Origin of the sequence: Phycicoccus mangrovi, assembly GCF_018729305.1 — a bacterium.
GTDB lineage: Bacteria > Actinomycetota > Actinomycetes > Actinomycetales > Dermatophilaceae > Phycicoccus > Phycicoccus jejuensis.
Genome location: NZ_JAHHWP010000017.1, coordinates 115,000 through 135,399 on the forward strand (window position 1 = coordinate 115,000; position 20,400 = coordinate 135,399).

General features: G+C 75.0%; 21 protein-coding genes. 3 read left to right on the top strand and 18 right to left on the bottom strand.

The genetic code is table 11. From position 1 onward, the window contains the following. Positions 1 to 79 precede the first annotated feature (79 nt). From aroB to KMZ30_RS16150, 13 genes are all read right to left on the bottom strand, one after another. Complete coding sequence (gene aroB, locus KMZ30_RS16090; protein WP_215513650.1) at positions 80 to 1,153, bottom strand: 3-dehydroquinate synthase; 1,074 nt, start codon at positions 1,151 to 1,153, stop codon at positions 80 to 82. After that, the gene (locus KMZ30_RS16095; protein ID WP_215513649.1) at positions 1,150 to 1,656 is read right to left on the bottom strand and encodes a shikimate kinase; all 507 of its coding nucleotides are present in this window, start codon (positions 1,654 to 1,656) and stop codon (positions 1,150 to 1,152) included. Before KMZ30_RS16095 ends, aroB begins: the two co-directional genes overlap by 4 nt. Next, positions 1,656 to 2,885 carry a chorismate synthase gene (gene aroC, locus KMZ30_RS16100; protein ID WP_215513648.1) on the bottom strand — a complete coding sequence of 410 codons (1,230 nt, stop codon included), beginning with the start codon at positions 2,883 to 2,885 and terminating at the stop codon, positions 1,656 to 1,658. Before aroC ends, KMZ30_RS16095 begins: the two co-directional genes overlap by 1 nt. 24 nt (positions 2,886 to 2,909) lie before the next feature. Continuing rightward, positions 2,910 to 3,593 (bottom strand): prepilin peptidase, encoded by a 684-nt coding sequence (locus KMZ30_RS16105; protein WP_215513647.1) that lies wholly within the window; start codon positions 3,591 to 3,593, stop codon positions 2,910 to 2,912. Further along, positions 3,590 to 4,417: a shikimate dehydrogenase gene (locus KMZ30_RS16110; RefSeq protein WP_308279817.1), complete on the bottom strand. Its 828-nt coding sequence runs from the start codon at positions 4,415 to 4,417 to the stop codon at positions 3,590 to 3,592. Before KMZ30_RS16110 ends, KMZ30_RS16105 begins: the two co-directional genes overlap by 4 nt. After that, positions 4,411 to 5,583: an endolytic transglycosylase MltG gene (gene mltG, locus KMZ30_RS16115; protein WP_215513646.1), complete on the bottom strand. Its 1,173-nt coding sequence runs from the start codon at positions 5,581 to 5,583 to the stop codon at positions 4,411 to 4,413. Before mltG ends, KMZ30_RS16110 begins: the two co-directional genes overlap by 7 nt. Next, positions 5,580 to 6,113: a Holliday junction resolvase RuvX gene (ruvX, locus tag KMZ30_RS16120; RefSeq protein WP_215513645.1), complete on the bottom strand. Its 534-nt coding sequence runs from the start codon at positions 6,111 to 6,113 to the stop codon at positions 5,580 to 5,582. Before ruvX ends, mltG begins: the two co-directional genes overlap by 4 nt. After that, positions 6,113 to 8,803 (bottom strand): alanine--tRNA ligase, encoded by a 2,691-nt coding sequence (gene alaS, locus KMZ30_RS16125; RefSeq protein WP_215513644.1) that lies wholly within the window; start codon positions 8,801 to 8,803, stop codon positions 6,113 to 6,115. Before alaS ends, ruvX begins: the two co-directional genes overlap by 1 nt. Before the next feature lie 102 nt (positions 8,804 to 8,905). Further along, positions 8,906 to 9,244, bottom strand: coding sequence for a hypothetical protein (locus KMZ30_RS16130; protein ID WP_215513643.1), 339 nt, complete (start codon positions 9,242 to 9,244; stop codon positions 8,906 to 8,908). A gap of 2 nt (positions 9,245 to 9,246) precedes the next feature. Further along, entirely contained in the window at positions 9,247 to 9,612 is a 366-nt protein-coding gene (locus tag KMZ30_RS16135) for a DUF948 domain-containing protein (protein ID WP_166120601.1), read from the bottom strand. Between the two features lie 53 nt (positions 9,613 to 9,665). Further along, positions 9,666 to 9,980 carry a TraR/DksA family transcriptional regulator gene (locus KMZ30_RS16140; protein WP_051750462.1) on the bottom strand — a complete coding sequence of 105 codons (315 nt, stop codon included), beginning with the start codon at positions 9,978 to 9,980 and terminating at the stop codon, positions 9,666 to 9,668. A gap of 14 nt (positions 9,981 to 9,994) precedes the next feature. Then, positions 9,995 to 11,407, bottom strand: coding sequence for a replication-associated recombination protein A (locus tag KMZ30_RS16145; protein WP_372447520.1), 1,413 nt, complete (start codon positions 11,405 to 11,407; stop codon positions 9,995 to 9,997). A gap of 47 nt (positions 11,408 to 11,454) precedes the next feature. After that, positions 11,455 to 11,970 carry a DinB family protein gene (locus tag KMZ30_RS16150; protein WP_215513642.1) on the bottom strand — a complete coding sequence of 172 codons (516 nt, stop codon included), beginning with the start codon at positions 11,968 to 11,970 and terminating at the stop codon, positions 11,455 to 11,457. Between the two features lie 135 nt (positions 11,971 to 12,105). Between KMZ30_RS16150 and KMZ30_RS16155 the strand changes: the two genes are divergently transcribed. The 3 genes from KMZ30_RS16155 (at position 12,106) to KMZ30_RS16165 (ending at position 14,734) form a co-directional block, all read left to right on the top strand. Then, a complete protein-coding gene (locus tag KMZ30_RS16155; protein ID WP_215513641.1) occupies positions 12,106 to 12,957 on the top strand; it encodes an endo alpha-1,4 polygalactosaminidase in 852 nt (283 codons plus the stop codon). A gap of 24 nt (positions 12,958 to 12,981) precedes the next feature. Further along, a complete protein-coding gene (locus KMZ30_RS22420) occupies positions 12,982 to 13,779 on the top strand; it encodes a GNAT family N-acetyltransferase (RefSeq protein WP_215513640.1) in 798 nt (265 codons plus the stop codon). Positions 13,780 to 13,909: 130 nt separating this feature from the next. Then, positions 13,910 to 14,734, top strand: coding sequence for an alpha/beta fold hydrolase (locus KMZ30_RS16165; RefSeq protein ID WP_215513639.1), 825 nt, complete (start codon positions 13,910 to 13,912; stop codon positions 14,732 to 14,734). Between the two features lie 94 nt (positions 14,735 to 14,828). On the opposite strand, the gene aspS is transcribed toward KMZ30_RS16165, so the two are convergent. The 5 genes from aspS to pyrG form a co-directional block, all read right to left on the bottom strand. Beyond that, positions 14,829 to 16,652 carry an aspartate--tRNA ligase gene (gene aspS / locus KMZ30_RS16170; RefSeq protein WP_215513638.1) on the bottom strand — a complete coding sequence of 608 codons (1,824 nt, stop codon included), beginning with the start codon at positions 16,650 to 16,652 and terminating at the stop codon, positions 14,829 to 14,831. Between the two features lie 121 nt (positions 16,653 to 16,773). Further along, positions 16,774 to 17,496, bottom strand: coding sequence for a VOC family protein (locus KMZ30_RS22425; RefSeq protein WP_215513637.1), 723 nt, complete (start codon positions 17,494 to 17,496; stop codon positions 16,774 to 16,776). A gap of 3 nt (positions 17,497 to 17,499) precedes the next feature. Further along, a complete protein-coding gene (locus KMZ30_RS16180; protein ID WP_308279815.1) occupies positions 17,500 to 17,985 on the bottom strand; it encodes a YchJ family protein in 486 nt (161 codons plus the stop codon). A gap of 63 nt (positions 17,986 to 18,048) precedes the next feature. Further along, a complete protein-coding gene (locus KMZ30_RS16185; RefSeq protein WP_215513636.1) occupies positions 18,049 to 18,693 on the bottom strand; it encodes an NUDIX domain-containing protein in 645 nt (214 codons plus the stop codon). Beyond that, on the bottom strand, positions 18,686 to 20,398 hold the full coding sequence (gene pyrG, locus KMZ30_RS16190) for a CTP synthase (RefSeq protein ID WP_215513739.1): 1,713 nt from the start codon (positions 20,396 to 20,398) through the stop codon (positions 18,686 to 18,688). Before pyrG ends, KMZ30_RS16185 begins: the two co-directional genes overlap by 8 nt. Positions 20,399 to 20,400 lie beyond the last annotated feature (2 nt).

Below are 20,400 nucleotides of genomic sequence, written 5' to 3' on the forward strand. Positions count from 1 at the left end.
CGTGCCGGCCCGGGTCCCCGGGGGGGGGGCCCCGGGGGGCGCGGCGCCCCCCCACCGCAGGTCGCGGGGAGAACAGGTCTCAGGGGGCGAGGGCGGCGTAGGCGTCGCGCAGGAGGGACTCCGGCGGCCCCTCGAGGCGCACCGGGTGGGCGAGCCCGTCGAGGACGACGAAGCGCAGCCGGGCGCCGCGCGACTTCTTGTCGCGCGCCATGACGGCGAGCAGCTCCTCGAAGGGCGCCGCGTCGTACGTCGTCGGCAGCCCGACGGCCGCCAGCACCGCCCGGTGCCGGGCGAGCAGCTCGGACGAGACCGTGCCCGTGCGGTGCCCGAGCTCGGCCGCGTAGACCATCCCGATGGCCACCGCCTCGCCGTGGCGACGCCGGTAGCCCTCGACCTGCTCGACGGCGTGCCCGAGCGTGTGGCCGTAGTTGAGCACCTCGCGCGCGAACGCCTCGCGCAGGTCCCCGGCGACGACCTCGGCCTTGACGGCGACCTTGCGGCGCACGAGCTCGTCGAGGACGGGCGCGTCCCAGCGCACCGCGTCCTGCGGCGCGGCCTCGACGAGCTCGAGGATGCGCGGGTCGGCGATGAACCCGCCCTTGAGCACCTCGGCGAGGCCGGCGACGAGGTCGGCCTGCGGCAGCGTCGAGAGGACGTCGAGGTCGCAGACGACGCCGGCCGGCGTGTGGAAGGAGCCGACGAGGTTCTTGCCCTCGGCGGTGTTGATGCCCGTCTTGCCGCCGACCGCGGCGTCGACCATCGCGAGCAGCGTCGTCGGGACGTGGACGACCGCCACCCCGCGCAGCCACGTCGCGGCGACGAAGCCGGCGAGGTCGGTGACGGTGCCGCCGCCCACCGCCACGACCGCGTCGGTGCGCGTGAAGGCGTGCTGCCCGAGCACCGCCCAGAGCGACGCTGCTACCTCGGCGGTCTTGGCCCGCTCGGCGTCCGGGACGCTCGCCTCGTGGACGACGAGCCCGGCCGCGCGCAGCGACTCCGCGACCGGCGACGCGTAGCGGTCCAACCCCTCCGGACCGACGACGAGGACCTGGCGCGCCCCCTCGGGCACGAGGCCCGCGACCCGGTCGAGCACCCCGCGCCCGACGACGACGTCGTGCAGGTCCCCGACGGGGATGACGACCGGCTCGCTCACGCCGGCGCCCCGAGCAGGCCGGCGATCTCGGCGGCCACGTCGTCGGCCGGGCGCCCCGCGGTGTCGACGACGTGGGTCGCGACCCGCTCGTAGACCGGCCGGCGCTCCCCCATCAACCGCACCCACGAGGCGCGCGGGTTGACGGCCAGCAGCGGTCGGGAGCGGTCGAGACCGATGCGCCGGGCGGCGTCGGCGATGCCGACGTCGAGGAAGACGACGGTGTGGCCGGCGAGCAGCGGCTCGGTCAGCGGGTCGACCGGGGCTCCCCCGCCGAGCGCGACGACACCCGTCTCCTCGGCGAGCGCGCGCGCGACCTCGGCCCGCTCGAGCTCCCGGAACGCGGGCTCGCCGTCGACGACGAAGATGTCGCCGATGGTCCGACCCTCCGCGGCCTCGACGGCGGCGTCGGTGTCGTGGAACGGGACCCCGAGCAGCGCGGCGAGCGCCTCCCCGGTGGTGGTCTTGCCGGAGCCGGGTGGGCCGACGAGGACGACGCGGGGCATCAGGACTCCCAGGTGCGCATCGACGCGGGGATCGCGTCGAGGTAGGCGCGGTGGTTGCGGGCGGTCTCGGCCACGGAGTCGCCGCCGAACTTCTCGAGGCAGGCCTCGGCGAGCACGAGCGCGACCATCGCCTCGGCGACGACGCCGGCGGCGGGCACGGCGCAGACGTCGGAGCGCTGGTGGATGGCGGTCGCGGGCTCGTCGGAGACGACGTCGACGGTGTCGAGGGCCCGCGGCACGGTGGAGATCGGCTTCATCGCCGCGCGCACCCGCAGGACGCCGCCGACCGACATCCCGCCCTCGGTGCCGCCGGCGCGCAGCGTGCGGCGCCGGATGACGCCGTCGGCGCCGCGCTCCATCTCGTCGTGCGCCTGCGAGCCCCGGCGCGCCGCGGTGCGGAAGCCGTCGCCGACCTCGACGCCCTTGATCGCCTGGATACCCATGAGGGCCGCGCCGAGCCGGGCGTCGAGGCGCCGGTCCCAGTGCACGTGCGAGCCGAGGCCCGGCGGTACCCCGACGGCGACGACCTCGACGACGCCGCCGAGGGTGTCGCCGTCCTTGTGGGCGGCGTCGACCTCGGCGACCATCGCGGCCGAGCCCTCGGCGTCGAAGGCGCGCACCGGGTCGGCGTCGAGCGCGGGCACGTCGTCCGGCCCGGGCAGCGGGGCGTCGTCGCGCACCCCGGCCGCGCCGATCGCGACGGTGTGCGAGAGCAGCCGGATGCCGTAGGCCTGCTCGAGGAAGGCGGCGGCGACCGCGCCGAGCGCCACCCGGGCCGCGGTCTCGCGGGCGGAGGCGCGCTCGAGCACCGGGCGGGCGTCGTCGAAGCCGTACTTCTGCATCCCGACGAGGTCGGCGTGCCCGGGACGCGGCCGGGTCAGCGGCCGGTTGCGGGCGACCTCCTTCTCGGCGTTGACGTCGTCGGAGGCGGCGTAGTCGGCGGCGGCGACGGGGTCGGGGCTCATGACGGTGCGCCACTTCGGCCACTCGGTGTTGCCGATGCGGATGGCGACCGGCGAGCCGAGGGTGCGACCGAGCCGCAGCCCGCCGAGCACCTCGACCTCGTCCTGCTCGAACTTCTGCCGGGCGCCGCGGCCGTAGCCGAGGCGGCGGCGGGCCAGGGCGTCCGCGATGTCGGCGGTCGTCACCTCGACCCCGGCGGGGAGGCCCTCGATGGTCGCGAGGAGGGCGGGTCCGTGGGACTCGCCCGCGGTCAGCCAGCGCAGCATGGCGCCCATCCTGACACGGACGGGTCAGCCCCCCGCGAGGCCGGTCACGATGCGAGGCGTCAGCACGACCGAGGCCCAGGCCCCCAGGCACATGGCCGGTCCGTAGGCGATCGCCGAGCCGAGCCCGACCCGGCGCAGGAGCAGCAGCGCCGCCGCGGCCACCCCGCCGACGAGGAACCCGGCGGCCATCCCGACGACGACGAAGGCGGTGCCGAGGAAGCCCAGCAGCGCCCCGATGACCGGCGCGAGGCGCACGTCGCCGCCCCCGACGCCGCCGCCCGGCAGGATGCCGAGGAGCAGGTAGAACCCGCCCATGAGGCCCGCCCCGACGAGGGTGCCCTGCCAGCGCGGGCCGCCCGTCGCGACGACGGCGATGACGAGCAGGACCGCGAGCACGGCGCCGGTCGGCACGACGAGCCCGACGGGCAGGCGGTGCACGTCGAGGTCGATCCAGACGAGGGCCACGGTCAGCCAGGCGAAGAGCAGGAACGGCGGGAGGGCCGCCCATCCGCCGAGGTCGCCGACCGACCAGACGGCCAGCGCGGCGAGGGCGGCCGTCGCCGGGCCGGTCCACCAGGGATGCCCGGGTGGATGGGTCGCCTCGTCCTCCGGGATGCGGTAGCCGCCGGTGGCGAGCTCGCGCCCGGTGAGGTGGCCGACGACGCCCATGACGAGCGCGGCGAGCGCCGCGACCCCCCAGATCGTCACCCGCGGCTCCCGAGCGCCGCGCGCCCGGCGGCGGCCATCGCCTCGACCGGCGCGGGCCGGTCGGTGAAGAGGGTGAACTGCGCCGCGGCCTGGTGGACGAGCAGGTCGAGCCCGGAGACGACGGTCATCCCGGCGGCCTCGGCCGCGCGGGCGACCGGCGTCGGCCAGCCCGCGTAGACGACGTCGAGCAGGACGCCCGGGTGCTGCGCGGGCACCGTGGCGGCGACGTCCTCCCCCCCGGCCGGGGGGACCGTCGAGACGACGACGTCGTCCTTCGTCGTGACCCACGCGTCGATGGCGGCGACCGAGCCGTTGCGGATGCCGATGCCCGCGTCGAGCGCCCACGCGAGCAGGTCGGCGCCCTTGGCGGTGTCGCGGGCTCGGACCGTGAGCGTCGTGACGCCGAGGCCGGCCAGGGCCAGCACGACCGAGCGGGCGGTGGCCCCGGCGCCGAGGACGAGCGCGCGACGCGGCTCGCCGGGCAGGTGCGGGCGCAGCGCCTCGGCCGCGCCGGCGACGTCCGTGTTCGTCGCGTCCCAGCCACCGTCCTCGCGCCGGACGAGGGTGTTCGCGGCACCGGCCAGTCGCGCCACGTCCGAGACGCTCGTCGCCACCTCGAGGGCGGCCTCCTTGAGCGGCATCGTCAGCGACAGCCCGCGCCAGGACCCGTCGAGCCCGGCGACGAACGCCGGCAGCCCGGCGGCGTCGACCTCGTGCCGTCCGTACTCCCAGTCGCCCAGGCCGCACGCCGCGTACCCGGCGGCGTGCAGCGCGGGCGAGAGGGAGTGCGCGACCGGCGACCCGAGGACCGCGGCCCTCAGCACTGGCCGGGGTTGTCGGAGCACCACTGCTGGAACTCGCGGACGTTGCGGTCGTGCTCGGCCGAGGTGCTCGCGAACTTCGTCTCGCCGGTGCTCGGGTCCACCGTCACGAAGAACACCCAGTCGCCCGGCTCGGGGTTCGCGGCCGCCTCGATCGACGCGGCACCGGGGTTGCCGATGGGGCCGGGGGGCAGGCCCTGCACCTTGTAGGTGTTGTACGGGCTGTCCGAGGCGCGCTGCGCGTCGGTGGTGCCGGCCTTGCCGCGCTGCTGGGCGAGGTAGTGGACGGTCGAGTCCATCTGGAGGAGGCCGTAGCTCGGCGGCCCGCCCTCGAGGCGGTTGAGCACGACGCGCGCGACCTTGCCGCGGTCGGCGTCGCCGCTCACCTCGCCCTCGACGATCGAGGCGATGACGAGGGTGCGCTCCCAGTCCTTCTCGGCGACGCCGGCGTCCTCGAGCGACTTCTTCGTGAGGGCGACCATCTGCTCCAGCTGCTGCGTGGCGGACGTGTCGTCGTCGAACTCGTAGCTCGCGGGGAACAGCCAGCCCTCGACGTTGCCCTTCGCGGCCGCGGGCAGCCCGATCGCGGAGGCGTCCTTCGCGGCCTTCTCGTACGCGGACTCCTTGACCCCGGTCGCCTCGGCCAGCGCCGCGAAGACCTCCTTCTTCCAGAGGCCCTCGCGGATCGTCACCCGCTTCGCCGACCGGTTGTCGGGGTCGGAGAGGAAGGTGAAGGCGTCGGCGCCGCGCATCCCCTTGAGCATGACGTACGTGCCCGGCTGGATCCCGGCCGCGGCCGCCGGGTCGCCCTTGGCGGCCTCGAGGTAGGCGGTCCGGGTCTTGGTGACCCCGGCGTCGCGCAGGGTGGAGGCGATGGTCTCGCCGGTGTCGCCCTGCTTGATGACGACGCGCGCCTCGCCCTCCCCCGGGCCGGCGAAGTCGACGTCGGTCGGCTCGTCGTCGAAGAGGCCGCTCACGCCGGGGCCGAGGACGGTCCAGGCGCCGTAGGCGGCGCCGCCGATGAGACCGATCGCGAGGAGGATGGCGAGGATGCGGCGGCCGCGGCGGCGCGGCGGACGCCGCCGCTGGTGCACCTCGCGGCGCGTGCGGTGGTCCCGCTCGGGGCTCTCCTCGTCACCGAAGATGGTCTCGGTGAAGTCGTGGCTCACGTCGTCGTGCCCTTCGTCCGTGGCTTGCGCCGTCGTCCGCCGACCTGCTCCCCCGCGGGGGCGCCGGTCGACCGCTCGGCGTCGAGCGCGGCCTGGAGGATGAGCACCGCCGCGGCCTGGTCGACCACGGCCCGCTGCCGCCTCCCGGCCACACCGCTCTGCCGGAGCATCCGGTGCGCGTCCACCGTCGTCAGCCGCTCGTCGACGAGCCGCACCGGGACGGGTGCCACGCGCACCGCCAGCACGGAAGCATACGTGCGCGCACGCTCCGCAGCGGGACCCTCGTCCCCGGAGAGCGACCGCGGGAGCCCGACGACGACCCGGACGGCGGCGTGCTCGGCGACGAGCGAGGCCACCCGTTCGACGTCGTCGTCCCCCGCGGCGGCCGGCGCCTCCGAGGTGCGCGGCACCGTCTCGAGGGGGGTCGCGAGGAGGCCGTCGGGGTCGCTGACGGCGACCCCGACGCGCACCGAGCCGACGTCGACGCCCAGCCGGGCGCCGCGCTCGGTCCCCGCGCCGGGAGCCGGCATCAGCCGGCGATCTCCCCGACGCGCCACTCGACGGCGGCGAGGGCCTCCCCGACCTTGGCCGGGTCCTGGCCGCCGCCCTGGGCGATGTCGTCCTTGCCGCCGCCACCACCACCGAGCGCCTGCGCCGCGGCGCGGACGAGCTCGCCGGCCCTGACGCCCCGCTCGCGCGCGGCCGGGTTCGTCGCGACGACGACCACGGGCCGGCCCTTGGCGACCCCGGTGATCGCGACGACCGAGGGGCGCTCGTCGCCGAGGCGGCCGCGCAGGTCGAGGACCATCGTCCGGACGTCGTCGGCGCCGGCGTCCCCGGCGTCGTGGCCGAGGAAGGTGATGCCCCCGACGTCGCGGGCACGGTCGGTCAGCGAGCCGGCCTGCGCCTGGAGCTGCTCCTTGCGCAGGCGGTCGAGCTCGCGCTCGGCGTCGCGCAGGCGACCCATGAGGCCGGCGACGCGCTCCGCGAGCTCGTCGGGCCGCCCGCCGACCTGGCCGGTCAGCTCGGCGACGATGGCGCGCTCCTTCGCGAGGTGGCGCAGCGCGTCCATCCCGACGAAGGCCTCGACGCGGCGCACGCCCGAGCCGACCGACGACTCGCCGGTGAGGGTGAGGGCGCCGATCTGGCTGGAGTGGGCGACGTGGGTGCCACCGCAGAGCTCGCGGCTCCACGGGCCGCCGATCTCGACGACGCGGACGTCCTCGTCGTAGGTCTCGCCGAACAGCGCGAGCGCACCGATCTCGCGGGCCCGCGGCAGCGGCATGTACGTCGCCGAGACCGGGAGGTCCTGGCGCAGCGCGAGGTTGGCGACCTCCTCGATCTCGCTGCGGGTGTCGGGCGAGAGCGCCTGCCCCCACGCGAAGTCGAGGCGCAGGTAGCCGGGCTTGTTGTACGAGCCGGACTGCAGGGCCGACGGGCCGAGCACCTGGCGCAGCGCCGCGTGGACGACGTGCGTGCCGGAGTGCGCCTGGCAGGCCGCGACGCGCCAGTCGCGGTCGACCTGCGCGAGGACCGACGAGCCGGAGCGCAGCGCCCCGGAGACGACCTCGACCGTGTGCGCGATGAGGCCCTTGACCGGGCGCTGCACGTCGAGGACGCGCAGCTCGAGGCCGTCGGCGGTGATGACGCCCTCGTCGGCGACCTGGCCGCCCGACTCGGCGTAAAAGGGGGTGCGGTCGAGGACGACCTGGGCGCGCGTGCCCGGCTCGACCTCCTCGACCCGCTCGCCGTCCACGACGAGGCCGAGGACGCTCGCCTCGCTCGTCAGCTCCTGGTAGGCGCGGAAGTCGGTGGCGCCGAGGGCGCGCAGGTCGCGCCACACCTCGGTGTTGACGTGCCCGGACTTCTTCGCCTTCGCGTCGGCCTTCGCCCGCTGGCGCTGCTCCTGCATGAGGCGGGTGAAGCCGTCGCGGTCGACCTCGACGCCCTGCTCCGCCGCCATCTCGAGGGTGAGGTCGATGGGGAAGCCGTAGGTGTCGTGGAGCTGGAAGGCCTGGTCGCCCGCGAGCACCGTGCCGCCGGACTCCTTGGTTCGTGCGACGGCGGTGTCGAGGATCGTCGTGCCGGACGCGAGCGTGCGCCGGAACGCCTCCTCCTCGGCGTAGGCGATCTGCGCGATGCGGTCGAAGCCGGCCTCGAGCTCGGGGTAGGACTGCTTCATCCGCTCGAGCGAGACCGGGAGCAGCTCGGGCAGGCAGGGGTCCTCGTAGCCGAGCAGGCGCATCGAGCGCACCGAGCGGCGCAGCATCCGACGCAGGACGTAGCCGCGGCCCTCGTTGCCGGGGGTCACGCCGTCGCCGATGAGCATGAGCGAGGAGCGGACGTGGTCGGCGACGACCCGCAGCCGCACGTCGTCGGGGTGGCTCGAGCCCGCCGAGTGGCCGGAGTGCGCGCCGTAGGACTTGCCGGTCATCTCCGCCGCGCGGGCGAGGACCGGGTAGACCTCGTCGATCTCGTACATGTTGTCGACGCCCTGGAGGATGGACGCGATGCGCTCCAGCCCCATCCCGGTGTCGATGTTCTTGCGCGGCAGCGGGCCGCTGACGTCGAAGTCGACCTTGGTGCGGACCTCGGTGAGGTTCTCCTGCATGAAGACGAGGTTCCAGAACTCCATGAACCGGTCCTCGTCGACGGCCGGTCCGCCGTCGGGGCCGTACTCCGCGCCGCGGTCGTAGAAGATCTCGGAGCAGGGGCCGCCCGGGCCGGGGACGCCCATGTGCCAGTAGTTGTCGGCGAGGCCGCGGCGCACGATGCGCTCGAGCGGGACGCCGACCTGCTCGTGCCAGATGCCGAGCGCCTCGTCGTCGCCGTCGAGGACGGTCGGCCAGATCCGCTCGGGGTCCAGACCGAAGCCCCCGCGGTCCTGCGGGGTCGTGACGAGCTCCCAGGCGAGGGCGATGGCCTTCTCCTTGAAGTAGTCGCCGAAGGAGAAGTTGCCGTTCATCTGGAAGAACGTGCCGTGCCGGGAGGTCTTGCCGACCTCCTCGATGTCCTGGGTGCGCACGCACTTCTGGACGCTCGTCGCGCGGTCGTAGGGCGCGGTCTCCTGGCCGAGGAAGTACGGCTTGAACGGCACCATGCCGGCGTTGACGAACAGGAGGTTGGGGTCGTCGTGGACGAGGGGCGCCGAGGGGACCACGGTGTGGCCGTTGCGCTCGAAGAAGTCGAGCCAGCGGCGCCGGATCTCGGAGGTTTCCATGTCGGGTTCAGTCCTGGGGGTCGGCCGTGCGCGGGCAGCCTCGATGGTAGGCCGGTGCGCGCACGAGGGGTGACGGGCGTGCGGAGGCGGGGGCGGGTGCCCCTAGCGAGCTCGGTCGGCGGGCCCGGCGTCGGCGGCGCGGCGGCCCCGGCCCGCGGGGTCGAGGAGGAGGTCACGCGCCTCCTCGGGGGTGAGCGACCGGCCGTCGCCCTCGCCCCAGCCGGCGTCGACGTCGAGGTCCGGGACGCGCGCGTCCGCCGCGTGGCGGGGCGCGCGGGTGGTGGCGTCCTCGCGCACAGCGGTCTCGACGGCCGCGCGGAGCTGGGCCTCGCGCTCGGTCGCGGACTCGCGGACGGTCGCGACGAACCGGCGCGTGGCCGGGCGGCGCCACAGGACGTACGCCGCACCCGCGAGCACGGCGACACCCACGGCGGTGCGCATCCTCACGAGGACACCTTCCGCAGGCCGCGGACGGCCGTGCGGACGCCGTAGCTGTAGGCCGCGACCTTGATGAGGGGCGAGCCGACGGTCGCGGCGAAGACCGACGTGAGCGCGGACGCGTTGGTCGTCATCGTCGAGACCGAGCTCGTGATGGCGTCGACCCGCGTCAGCTGGTCGTTGGTCAGGCCGACGGTGTCGGTGAGGCTCTTGAGCGTCGGCTGGACGTTCTCGGTCGTCGTGCGCACGCTCTCGCGCGCCTCGTCGAGGATCCGGCCCGCCTTGCCGACGAGCCCGGCGACCCGGACGACGAGGTAGGCGAACGCGAGCGCGGCGATGAGTCCCGCGATCCCTCCGAGCGTGACGTCCATGGCGCCGACCCTACCGGGCGGCCGTGGCGGCCGACGCACCCATTCCCGGGGGCTCAGGCGTGGCGGACGCAGCGGGCCGCCCACGGGCGGGCCTCGAGGCGGGCGGCGGGGATCGGCTCGCCGCAGACCTCGCACGTGCCGTAGGTGCCGTCGGCGACGCGGGCGCGTGCCCGGCGCACCTGGGTCAGCGTGTCGAGGAGCTGCTCCTGGACGGCGACGGCCGAGAGCCGGTCGACCGCGAGCGAGGTGCCGTCGCCGATCCGCTTGCCGAACGAGAGGTTCTCGCCCTCGGGCGGGCTCGCGGTCAGCGTCGCGAGGTCGGCCTCCAGCTGGTCCTCGTGGGCGGCCAGGGTCGCGTCGGTGTCCATCCCCCCACCGTAGGTCAGCGCCCGAGCCGTTCCCGCAGCCAGCGCCAGCGCTCCTGCAGCCGGGCCTCGAACCCGCGGTCCGTCGGGTGGTAGTAGTCGGCCGAGGCGGCCAGGTCGTCGGGGAGGTACTGCTGGGCGGCGACGCCGTCCGGCTCGTCGTGCGCGTAGACGTACGTGGGGGCCTTGGAGCGGCCGGCCGCCTTGGCCGAGGCCTCGGCGATCCGGCTCGCGCCGCCGTAGCCGCTGCCCCGCAGGTGCAGCGGCACCGAGCCGCCGCGCCCGGCGCGGACGTCGGCGATGGCGGCGTTGATGCCGCCGTAGGCCGCGTTCGACTTCGGCGCGAGGGCGTTGTGGACGACGGCCTGCGCGAGGATGATCCGCGCCTCGGGCATCCCGATCTGCGCGACGGCGTGCATCGCCGCGACGGCGGTCTGCAGGGCGGTCGGGTCGGCCATCCCCACGTCCTCGGACGCCGAGATGACGATGCGCCGGGCGATGAAGCGCGGGTCCTCGCCGGCCTCGAGCATCCGGGCGAGGTAGTGCAGGGCGGCGTCGACGTCGGAGCCGCGCATCGACTTGATGAGCGCCGAGGCGACGTCGTAGTGCTGGTCGCCGGTGCGGTCGTAGCGCACGGCCGCGTGGGCGACCGCCTGCTCGGTGTGCGCGAGCGTGACGACGAGCGGCTCGGGGCGCGCCGCCCCGGGGGCCACCGAGTCGTCGGCCACCCCGGCGGCGGCCTCGAGGAAGGTCAGCGCGCGGCGGGCGTCGCCCCCGGCGAGGCGGACGAGGTGCTCGCGGGCGTCGTCCGCGAGCGCGTAGGCGCCGGCGAGGCCGCGCTCGTCGGCGGTGGCGCGGGTGAGGACGTCGGCGACGTCCTCGTCCGTCAGCGAGACGAGGGTGACGAGCATCGAGCGCGACAGGAGCGGGGCGATGACCGAGAAGCTCGGGTTCTCGGTCGTCGCGGCGACGAGGACGACCTGGCGGTTCTCGACGCCGGGCAGCAGCGCGTCCTGCTGGGCCTTGGTGAAGCGGTGGATCTCGTCGAGGAACAGGACCGTCTGGCGGCCGTAGAGGTCGCGGGTGCGCTGGGCCTGCTCCATGACCTGGCGGACGTCCTTGACCCCGGCGGTCACGGCGGACAGCTCGACGAACTCGCGCTCCGAGGCGGTGGCCACGAGGTGCGCGAGGGTCGTCTTGCCCGTCCCCGGCGGGCCCCAGAGGATGGCCGACAGCGGTCCGGCGGCGCCGCCGCTGCCCTCGACGAGGCGGCGCAGGGGGCTGCCGGGACGCAGGACGTCGGCCTGCCCGCGCACCTCGTCGAGGCTGCGCGGGCGCATCCGGACCGCGAGCGGGGGCACGACGGAAGTGAGCGCGCCGTCCGCCGCCTGCGCGGCCGCGCCGAAGAGGTCGGTCCCGTCCTGTGCCACCCCGTGAGGCTAGCGCCGGCGCCCGACGGTCCCCGACGCCCGGTCGGTCAGGAGTAGCCGGTCTCGCCGTCGAGCATCTCGCGCAGCAGGTCGAGGTGGCCGGCGTGCCGGGCCGTCTCCTCGAGCATGTGCTGCACCATCCAGCGCAGCGTGGCGTCCCCGACGGCGTGCAGGGCGGTGCTGCCGGTGTCGTCGAGGTCGTGCGCCGCGATCGCCGCGTCGGAGCGGGCACAGGCGGCCGCGTACTCCTCGAGCAGCGCGGGCAGCGGGCGGCCCGCCACCCGGAACTCGTCGTCCTCCTCGGCGTCGGGGCCGAGGCCCGGCCCGTCGCCCCACTCGCCGAGCAGGACCTCGCGGAACCAGAGGTCCTCGACGGCGGTCAGGTGACCGACGATCCCGGCGACGGTGAGCAGCGGCGAGGACGGCAGGAGGACCCGGTGCGCGTCCGCGTCGGACAGGCCCTCGCACTTGAGCCGGACGATGCCCCGCTGGAGGTCGAACCACCCGAGCAGCTGGGTGCGCTCGTCTCCCGTCCACGGGGGTCGCTCGCGCGTCGCTGCCATCCCGGCACGTTAGCGCCCGGAGCGGGTCGCCGCGCGGCGGCAGCGGGCCCCGGGCGGGGGGGGCGGCGCCCGGCGCAGGACGGGCCTGCCTCCGCACACCCTTGCGCTCCACCGGGGCGTGCGGTCCACTGGGGCGTGCGCAGCGTCCGGGCAGGGGCCGTCCGCGCCGCCCTCGGGGTGGTGGCGCTCCTGTGCGCGCTCGGCTGCTCGACCACCGCGGCCGACCCGTCCGCCCCCGGAGCCACCACCGCCTCCCCCCACGACGTCCGCCCCCTCCCGCGCGGCGGCGGGGTCGACTACCAGCTGGGCGGCCCCTCCGCGGTGCCGGCCGGGGTCGAGGTCGTCGTCCGCGACCGGACGGACCCGCCGGCCGGCGCGTACCCCGTCTGCTACGTCAACGCCTTCCAGGCGCAGCCGGACGCGACGGACTGGTGGATCACCCAGCACCCCGGACTCGTCCTGCGCCACCCCGGCGGCACCCCGGTCGTCGACGCGGAGTGGGACGAGGTGCTCCTCGACCTGCGCCCCCACGCGCGGGCCGAGCTGCTGTCCGTCCTCACCCCGTGGGTGCAGGGGTGCGCGGCGGCCGGCTTCTCTGCGGTCGAGCTCGACAACCTCGACTCGTGGACCCGCTCGGACGGGATGCTCACCGCCGACGACGCCCTCGCCCTCGCCACCGACCTGGCCGCCGTCGCGCACGGCGCCGGGCTGGCGGTGGGGCAGAAGAACGCCGTCGAGCTGACCGACCGCCTGGCCCGCACGGTCACCGACTTCGCGGTGGTGGAGGAGTGCGGGCGCTACGACGAGTGCGGCCCCTTCGTCGAGGCCTACGACGGGCGGGTCGTCCTCGTCGAGTACGACGACGCCGGTCTCGCCGCCGCCTGCGCCACCTGGGCCGACCTGCGCCCGGTCCTCCGCGACCTCGACCTCGTCGCCGCCGGCGAGTCGGGGTACGTGCGCCGCGAGTGCCCGGCCGCCACCCGCTGACGGCCCCGTGCCATCCTGTGCCGCGTGACCGGCGCGACGCCCCTGACCTCCTACGACGAGCTGCTCGAGGCCTCCGGCCACCACCCCGTCGTCGAACTCGACGTGGGGCGCGGCGCCCCCGCCCGCTCGTGGGTGGTCCGCGGCCCGAAGGGGGGCACCGCCGTGGCGTTCGCGCGCAACAGCGACCACGGGGTCCCCGGCGCGTCCGTCCTCGGTCCCGCCGACGCGCTCGCCGTCCTCGTCGCCGACCCCGCCGTGCAGCACTGGTTCCACGACGGCGGCTTCCGCCACCTCAGCCGCCCCGTCGACCTCGACGACCTCGTCGAGGCCCACCTGCCCGTCGGCTCCGTCGGCGGCGACTGGGAGTGGATGTGGACCCGCACGGCCCCCGCGCCCGTCGCCGGTGAGGAGCGCGTCGTCCCGCTGACCGAGGCCGCCCGCGACGAGATCGTCGCCCTCCTGATCGAGGCCAGCCCGCGCACCCACGGCCAGCCGTTCGCCCGCCCCGACCAGGTGTGGCTCGGCGTCCGCGACACCGACGGCAGCCTGCTCGCCTGCGGCGGCAGCGAGCCCTCGACCGGCGGCACCCCGACGCTCGCCGGCATCGCCGTCGTCCCCGCCGCGCGGCGGCAGGGCCTGGGCGCCGCGGTGACCGCGGCCCTCACCCGCGACGCCGTGGCCCGCACCGGCGCCTGCGCCCTCGGGATGTTCTCCGACAACCAGGACGCCCGGCGCATGTACCACCGGCTCGGCTTCACGACCGGGATGGCCTGGCGCAGCCGCTGGCGTGAGGGCTCGCTCCCCCGCCTGGCCCGCGACTGACGGCCCGGCGCCTCGCGACCGCCCCGTGCGCTCGCAGGGCTCGACACCACCGCATTACCTTGGACGATCTTTCAACAACGCAGGTCAGCGCGCCTAGGGTGGGAGGACATCCCCCGACGGAAGGAACACCGTGAGCACGCTGACCAACGGCTCGGTCGAGATCCACTACGAGGACCACGGTGGTGACGGCCGACCGGTCGTCCTCATCCACGGCTGGCCCCTGAGCGGGAAGTCCTGGAGCAACCAGGTCCCGGCCCTCCGCGACGCCGGCTACCGCGTCGTCACCTACGACCGCCGTGGCTTCGGCGAGTCCGGCAAGCCCGGCGAGGCCTCGTCGTACGACTACGACACCCTCACCTCCGACCTCGACGCGCTGATGACCGAGCTCGACCTGCGCGACGCCAGCCTCGTCGGCTTCTCGATGGGCGGCGGTGAGGTCGCCCGCTACATCGACACCGTCGGCGAGGAGCGGCTGCACAGCGTCGTCTACGCGGCGGCCGTGCCCCCGTGCCTCAAGAAGGACGACGAGCACCCCGACGGCGCCCTGACCGACGACGACGTCCGCGGCATGCAGGAGCAGCTCGCGAAGGACCCCACGGCCTTCTTCGACGACTTCACGACGAACTTCTTCAGCGCCGGCGGCGAGCTCAAGGTCACCGAGGACGAGCGGCAGGAGGCGATCGCGCTCGCCGCCCAGGCCGACGTCCACGCCGCCGTCCAGTGCATCGCCTCGTGGGTCGAGGACTTCACCGGCGGCCTGCGCAAGAGCACCGTGCCGACCCTCGTCATCCACGGCGACGGCGACGGCATCGTGCCCCTCGAGGTCTCCGGACAGCGCACCGCCCAGATGGTCGACGGCGCGGAGCTGCACATCGTGAGCGACGGCCCGCACGGCATCAACGTCTCGCACAAGGACGAGTTCACCTCGACCCTGCTGGAGTTCCTCGCCCGCTGACGCCGACCGCCCGGTGGGGCGCGGCGGTCGAGAGAAGAGAACACGCCGTGCGGAGACGACTCCGCACGGCGTGTTCTACTCCCTCGACGGGTGGTCAGGACTGCTTCGGCGAGACCTCCGGGGCGCCCTGCGGCGCGGCGTCGGTCGTCGGCTTCGCGTCGATGCCGGCCTCCTTGCGCTGCTCCGGCGTGATCGGGGCCGGGGCGTCGGTCAGCGGGTCGTAGCCGCCGCCGGACTTCGGGAACGCGATGACGTCGCGGATGGAGTCGAAGCCGCCGAGCAGCATGACGATCCGGTCCCAGCCGAAGGCGATGCCGCCGTGCGGCGGGGCGCCGAACTGGAAGGCGTCGAGGAGGAAGCCGAACTTCTCCTGCGCCTCCTCCTCCGACAGGCCCATGACCTTGAACACGCGCTCCTGGACGTCGCGGCGGTGGATACGGATGGACCCGCCGCCCAGCTCGTTGCCGTTGAGCACCATGTCGTAGGCGTAGGCGAGCGCCGGCCCCGGGTCGGTGTCGAAGGTGTCGAGGAACTCGGCCTTCGGCGAGGTGAAGGCGTGGTGGACGGCCGTCCACGCGCCCGAGCCGACGGCCACGTCGCCCGCGGCGACGGCCTCGGACGCCGGCTCGAAGAGCGGGGCGTCGAGGACCCAGAGGAACTCCCACGCGTCCTCGTCGATGAGCTCGCAGCGCCGGCCGATCTCGAGCCGCGCGGCGCCGAGGAGCGCCCGCGAGGAGCGGGTCGGGCCGGCGGCGAAGAAGACGCAGTCACCGGGCTTCGCCCCGACGTGCTCCGCGAGGCCGGCGACCTCGGACTCGGACAGGTTCTTGGCGACCGGGCCGCCGAGCGTGCCGTCCTCCTGGACGAGGACGTAGGCGAGGCCGCGCGCGCCGCGCTGCTTGGCCCACTCCTGCCACGCGTCGAGCTGCTTGCGCGGCTGGCTCGCGCCGCCGGGCATGACGACCGCGCCGACGTACTCGGCCTGGAAGACCCGGAACGGGGTGTCGGCGAAGTACTCGGTGCACTCGACGAGCTCCTGGCCGAAGCGCAGGTCGGGCTTGTCGGACCCGAAGCGACGCATCGCCTCGGCGTAGGTCATCCGCGGGAACGGCGTCGGCAGCTCGATGCCGATGAGCTGCCAGATCTCGCGGACCACGGCCTCGCCGAGCTCGAGGACGTCGTCCTGCTCGACGAAGGACATCTCGATGTCGAGCTGCGTGAACTCGGGCTGGCGGTCGGCGCGGAAGTCCTCGTCGCGGTAGCAGCGCGCGATCTGGTAGTACCGCTCCATCCCGGCGACCATGAGCAGCTGCTTGAACAGCTGCGGGCTCTGGGGCAGCGCGTACCAGGAGCCGGGCGCGAGGCGGGCCGGCACGAGGAAGTCACGGGCGCCCTCGGGCGTGGACCGGGTGAGGGTCGGGGTCTCGATCTCGACGAAGTCGCGGGCCTCGAGGACCCGGCGGGCGGCGGCGCTCACCTTGCTGCGCAGGCGGATCGCGTGGCCCGCGGAGCGCGCACCTGGGCGGCGCAGGTCGAGGTAGCGGTGCTTGAGGCGCGCCTCCTCGCCGACGGTGACGCGCTCGTCGACCTGGAAGGGCAGCGGCGCGCTGGCGTTGAGGACCTCGATCGCCTCGGCGACGACCTCGACCTCGCCGGTCGGGAGGTCCGCGTTGACGTTGCGCTCCTCGCGCGCGGTGACGGTGCCGGTGACCTTGACGACGAACTCGCTGCGCAGGTCGTGGGCCGCCCCGGTGAGCACCTCGTCGCGTGCGACGACCTGGACGACGCCGCTCGCGTCCCGCAGGTCGATGAACGCCACCCCGCCGTGATCGCGCCGCTTCGCCACCCAGCCGGTGAGCGCGACGGTCTGGCCGGTGTGGGCGGCACGCAGGGTGCCGGCCTCGTGGGTGCGGAGCACGGGGGGTCCTTCGGTCTCGGGGTCGGGAGGTGGCCGCGGGACGGCCGACGGCCATCCTACGGAAGCCCCGCTCCCCGCCCGAACCGAGATTCCCGCCCCACCCGGGGCGCGGCGCCGGGCGTCAGCCCCGGGAGGGCAGGAAGCACATCTCGTTGCCCGAGGGGTCGGTGAGCACGCGCCAGGGCAGCGGTCCCCAGTCGTGCTCGACGAGGGTGCCGCCGAGGTCGAGGGCGCGCTCGACGGCGTCGTCGAGGCGCTCGGCGCCCTCGAGCCGCACGTCGAGGTGCAGCCGGTTCTTCTCCCCCGCGGGCTTGGGCCGCACCTCGGGACAGATCTCCAGCAGCGGGCCGTGCCCGCTCGGGTGGCGCAGGGCGCTGGGCTCGACCCCCGCGACGGGGGCCCAGCCCGAGAGCGCGGTCCAGAACCGCAGGTCACGCTCGACGTCGGCGCTGTCGAGCGGGAGGGCCGCGACGGGGCTGCCGGCGCGGTAATCCGGCCGGGACTCCATGACGCAGAACGGGTTTCCCTCGGGGTCGGCGAGCACGACCCACGGCACGTCGCCCTGGCCGATGTCGAGGCGGCGGGCACCGAGCGCCAGGGCGCGCACCACGACCTCGTCCTGCGCGTCGCCGCCGAGCAGGTCGAGGTGCAGGCGCGGGTGGGACGGCGCGGCCTCCGGCACCGTGGTCAGGCAGAGGTCGAGGACCGGCGCCCCCTCCGGCGAGATCCGCACCTCGACGGTGTCCGGCTCGTCGGTGACCCGGCGGCCGCCGAGCAGGGACTCCCAGAAGCCACCCAGCACGTGCGGGTCGGCCGCGTCGAGGACGACGTTCTCGATCTGCACGCCTCAGGCCCCCGCGTCGACGGGTCCGACGTAGAACCAGCGACCGGCCCGCTTCTCGAAGCGGCTGCGCTCGTGCACGTCACCGCGCTGCCGGGTGGCGCCCTCCCCGGCGACCCAGCCGGCCCGGAACTCGACGACCCCCGTCGTGTCGTCGGGCGCGCCGTCGACGACGTCGAGCACCTTGAGGCCCACCCAGCGCACCCACGGCTCGGGGTCCACCCGCTCGGGACGCGTGCGCGGGTGCCACGACCGGAAGAGGTGGTCGCCGTCGGCGAGCGCGTACGCCGTGTACCGCGAGCGCATCAGGGTCTCGGCGGTCGGCGCCGGCCGGTTGCCCTCGATGGCCTGCCCGCAGCACTCGGCGAAGCTCGCGCCCTCGGGCCGTCCGCCGCAGGGGCAGCGCGCGTCACGGTCGAGGGCCTCGTCGGAGCCGCCCGACACCTTGAGCCAGGCGGCGTTGCCCCGTCCCGCTCCGAAGGTCTCGGCCACGAGCCCATCGTCCCACGCCCCGGTGACTCCCACGTGACGCCCCGTACCCCGGAGGGTGACCGTTCACACCCCCCGGCGTCGCCCCGGGCTGCGCGCGGGCCACGGCGCGTCGGCGGGGCGCAGGCCCGCCCAGCCGCGGGCGCGCAGGGCCTCGGCGGCCAGCACGGCGATGACGAGCGTCGGGCTGTGCAGCCGGCCGGCGAGCACGCCAGCCACGAGCTCGTCGAGGGGGACGCGGCGCACGGGCATCCCGAGCTCCTCCCCCGTCCGGTCGTGCCGCTCGCCCTCGGGCACCTCGGCGAGGTCGCGGGCGAGGAAGATCCGCAGCCCCTCGGAGGAGCCGCCCGGCGAGGACCAGTGGTCGACGAGGGTCGACCAGGTGCCGGCCGTCAGGTCGGCCTCCTCGTGCAGCTCACGGGCCGCGGTGAGGTGGGGCGCCTCGCCGTCGACGTCGAGCAGGCCGGCCGGGATCTCCCAGTCGAACGCCCCGACGGGGTGCCGGTACTGCTGGATGACGACCGCGCGGTCCTGCTCGTCGAGGGCGAGGATCGCGACGGCACCGGTGTGCTCGACGTAGTCGCGGACGACGACACCGGCCTCGCCGAGGTCGACCTCGTCGGTGCGGACGTCCCAGACCCGGCCCTCGAAGGAGAGGCGGGTGCCGACGACGGGCCGGCGCTCGAGGCGGTCCTCGAGGGGCTCAGGCACGCGCGTCGGCCGGCTCGGCGCTGCGCGGTCGCTCGACCTCGACGAGCCGCGACGCGCGCTGCTCCTCGATGGCCGCGCCGACGAGCCCGGCGAACAGCGGGTGCGCGCGGGTCGGGCGCGACTTGAACTCGGGGTGCGCCTGGGTCGAGACGTAGTACGGGTGCACCTCGCGCGGCAGCTCGACGAACTCGACGAGCCCGAGCTCGGGGTGGGTCCCGCTGATGACGAGCCCGGCCTCCTCGAGCTGCGCGCGGTAGCCCTCGTTGACCTCGTAGCGGTGGCGGTGGCGCTCGTCCGCGCTCGTCGCGCCGTAGGCCTGCGCGACGACCGAGCCGGCCCTGAGGTCCGCCCGCTGGCTGCCGAGGCGCATCGTGCCGCCGAGGTCGCCGGCGCCCTCGACGAACGCCTTCTGCTCCTCCATCGTCGCGATGACCGGGGCGGGGCTGTCGGGGTCGAACTCGGTCGAGCTCGCGCCCTCGATGCCGGCGACGGAGCGCGCGTACTCGATGACCATGCACTGCAGGCCGAGGCAGATGCCGAGCGTCGGGACCCCGTGGGTGCGCGCCCAGCGCAGGGCGCCGACCTTGCCCTCGATGCCGCGGACCCCGAAGCCGCCGGGCACGAGGACGGCGTCGACCCCGCCGAGCGCGCGCTGCGCCCCGGCCTCGGTCGAGCAGTCGTCGGAGGCGACCCACCGGATGTTGACCTTGGCGTCGTGGTGGAAGCCACCGGCGCGCAGGGCCTCGGTCACCGACAGGTAGGCGTCGGGCAGGTCGATGTACTTGCCGACGAGCGCGACCTCGACCTCGTGCTCGGGGTGGTGCACCCGCTCGAGGAGGGTGTCCCACTGGGTCCAGTCGACGTCGCGGAAGACGAGGCCGAGCCGGCGCACGACGTAGGCGTCGAGGCCCTCGCGGTGCAGCACCTTGGGGATGTCGTAGATGCTCGGGGCGTCGACGGCCGCCGCGACGGCCTCGTTGTCGACGTCGCACATGAGGCTGATCTTGCGCTTGATCGACTCGGGCAGCTCGCGGTCGGCGCGCAGGACGAGCGCGTCGGGCTGGATGCCGACCTGGCGCAGCGCGGCGACGGAGTGCTGGGTCGGCTTGGTCTTCAGCTCGCCGCTCGGCGCGAGGTAGGGCACGAGCGAGACGTGGAGGAAGAAGACGTGGTCGCGGCCGAGGTCGTGGCGCACCTGGCGGGCGGCCTCGAGGAAGGGCAGCGACTCGATGTCGCCGACGGTGCCGCCGATCTCGGTGATGATGACGTCGGGCGCGTCGGCGTCGTCGACGCCCGGGGAGCCGGCGGCCTGCGCCCGCATCCGCTCCTTGAGCTCGTTCGTGATGTGCGGGATGACCTGGACGGTGTCGCCGAGGAACTCGCCGCGGCGCTCCTTGGTGATGACCCGGTTGTAGACCTGCCCGGTCGTGACGTTCGCGCTGCCCTTGAGGCTGACGTCGAGGAAGCGCTCGTAGTGGCCGATGTCGAGGTCGGTCTCGGCGCCGTCGTCGGTGACGAAGACCTCTCCGTGCTGGAACGGGTTCATCGTCCCGGGGTCGACGTTGAGGTACGGGTCGAGCTTCTGCATCGTCACCCGCAACCCGCGGGCGCGGAGCAGGTGCCCCAGGCTCGAGGCGGTGAGCCCCTTGCCGAGCGAGGAGGCGACGCCTCCGGTCACGAAGATCTGTTTCGTCGTCTGGAGCACCA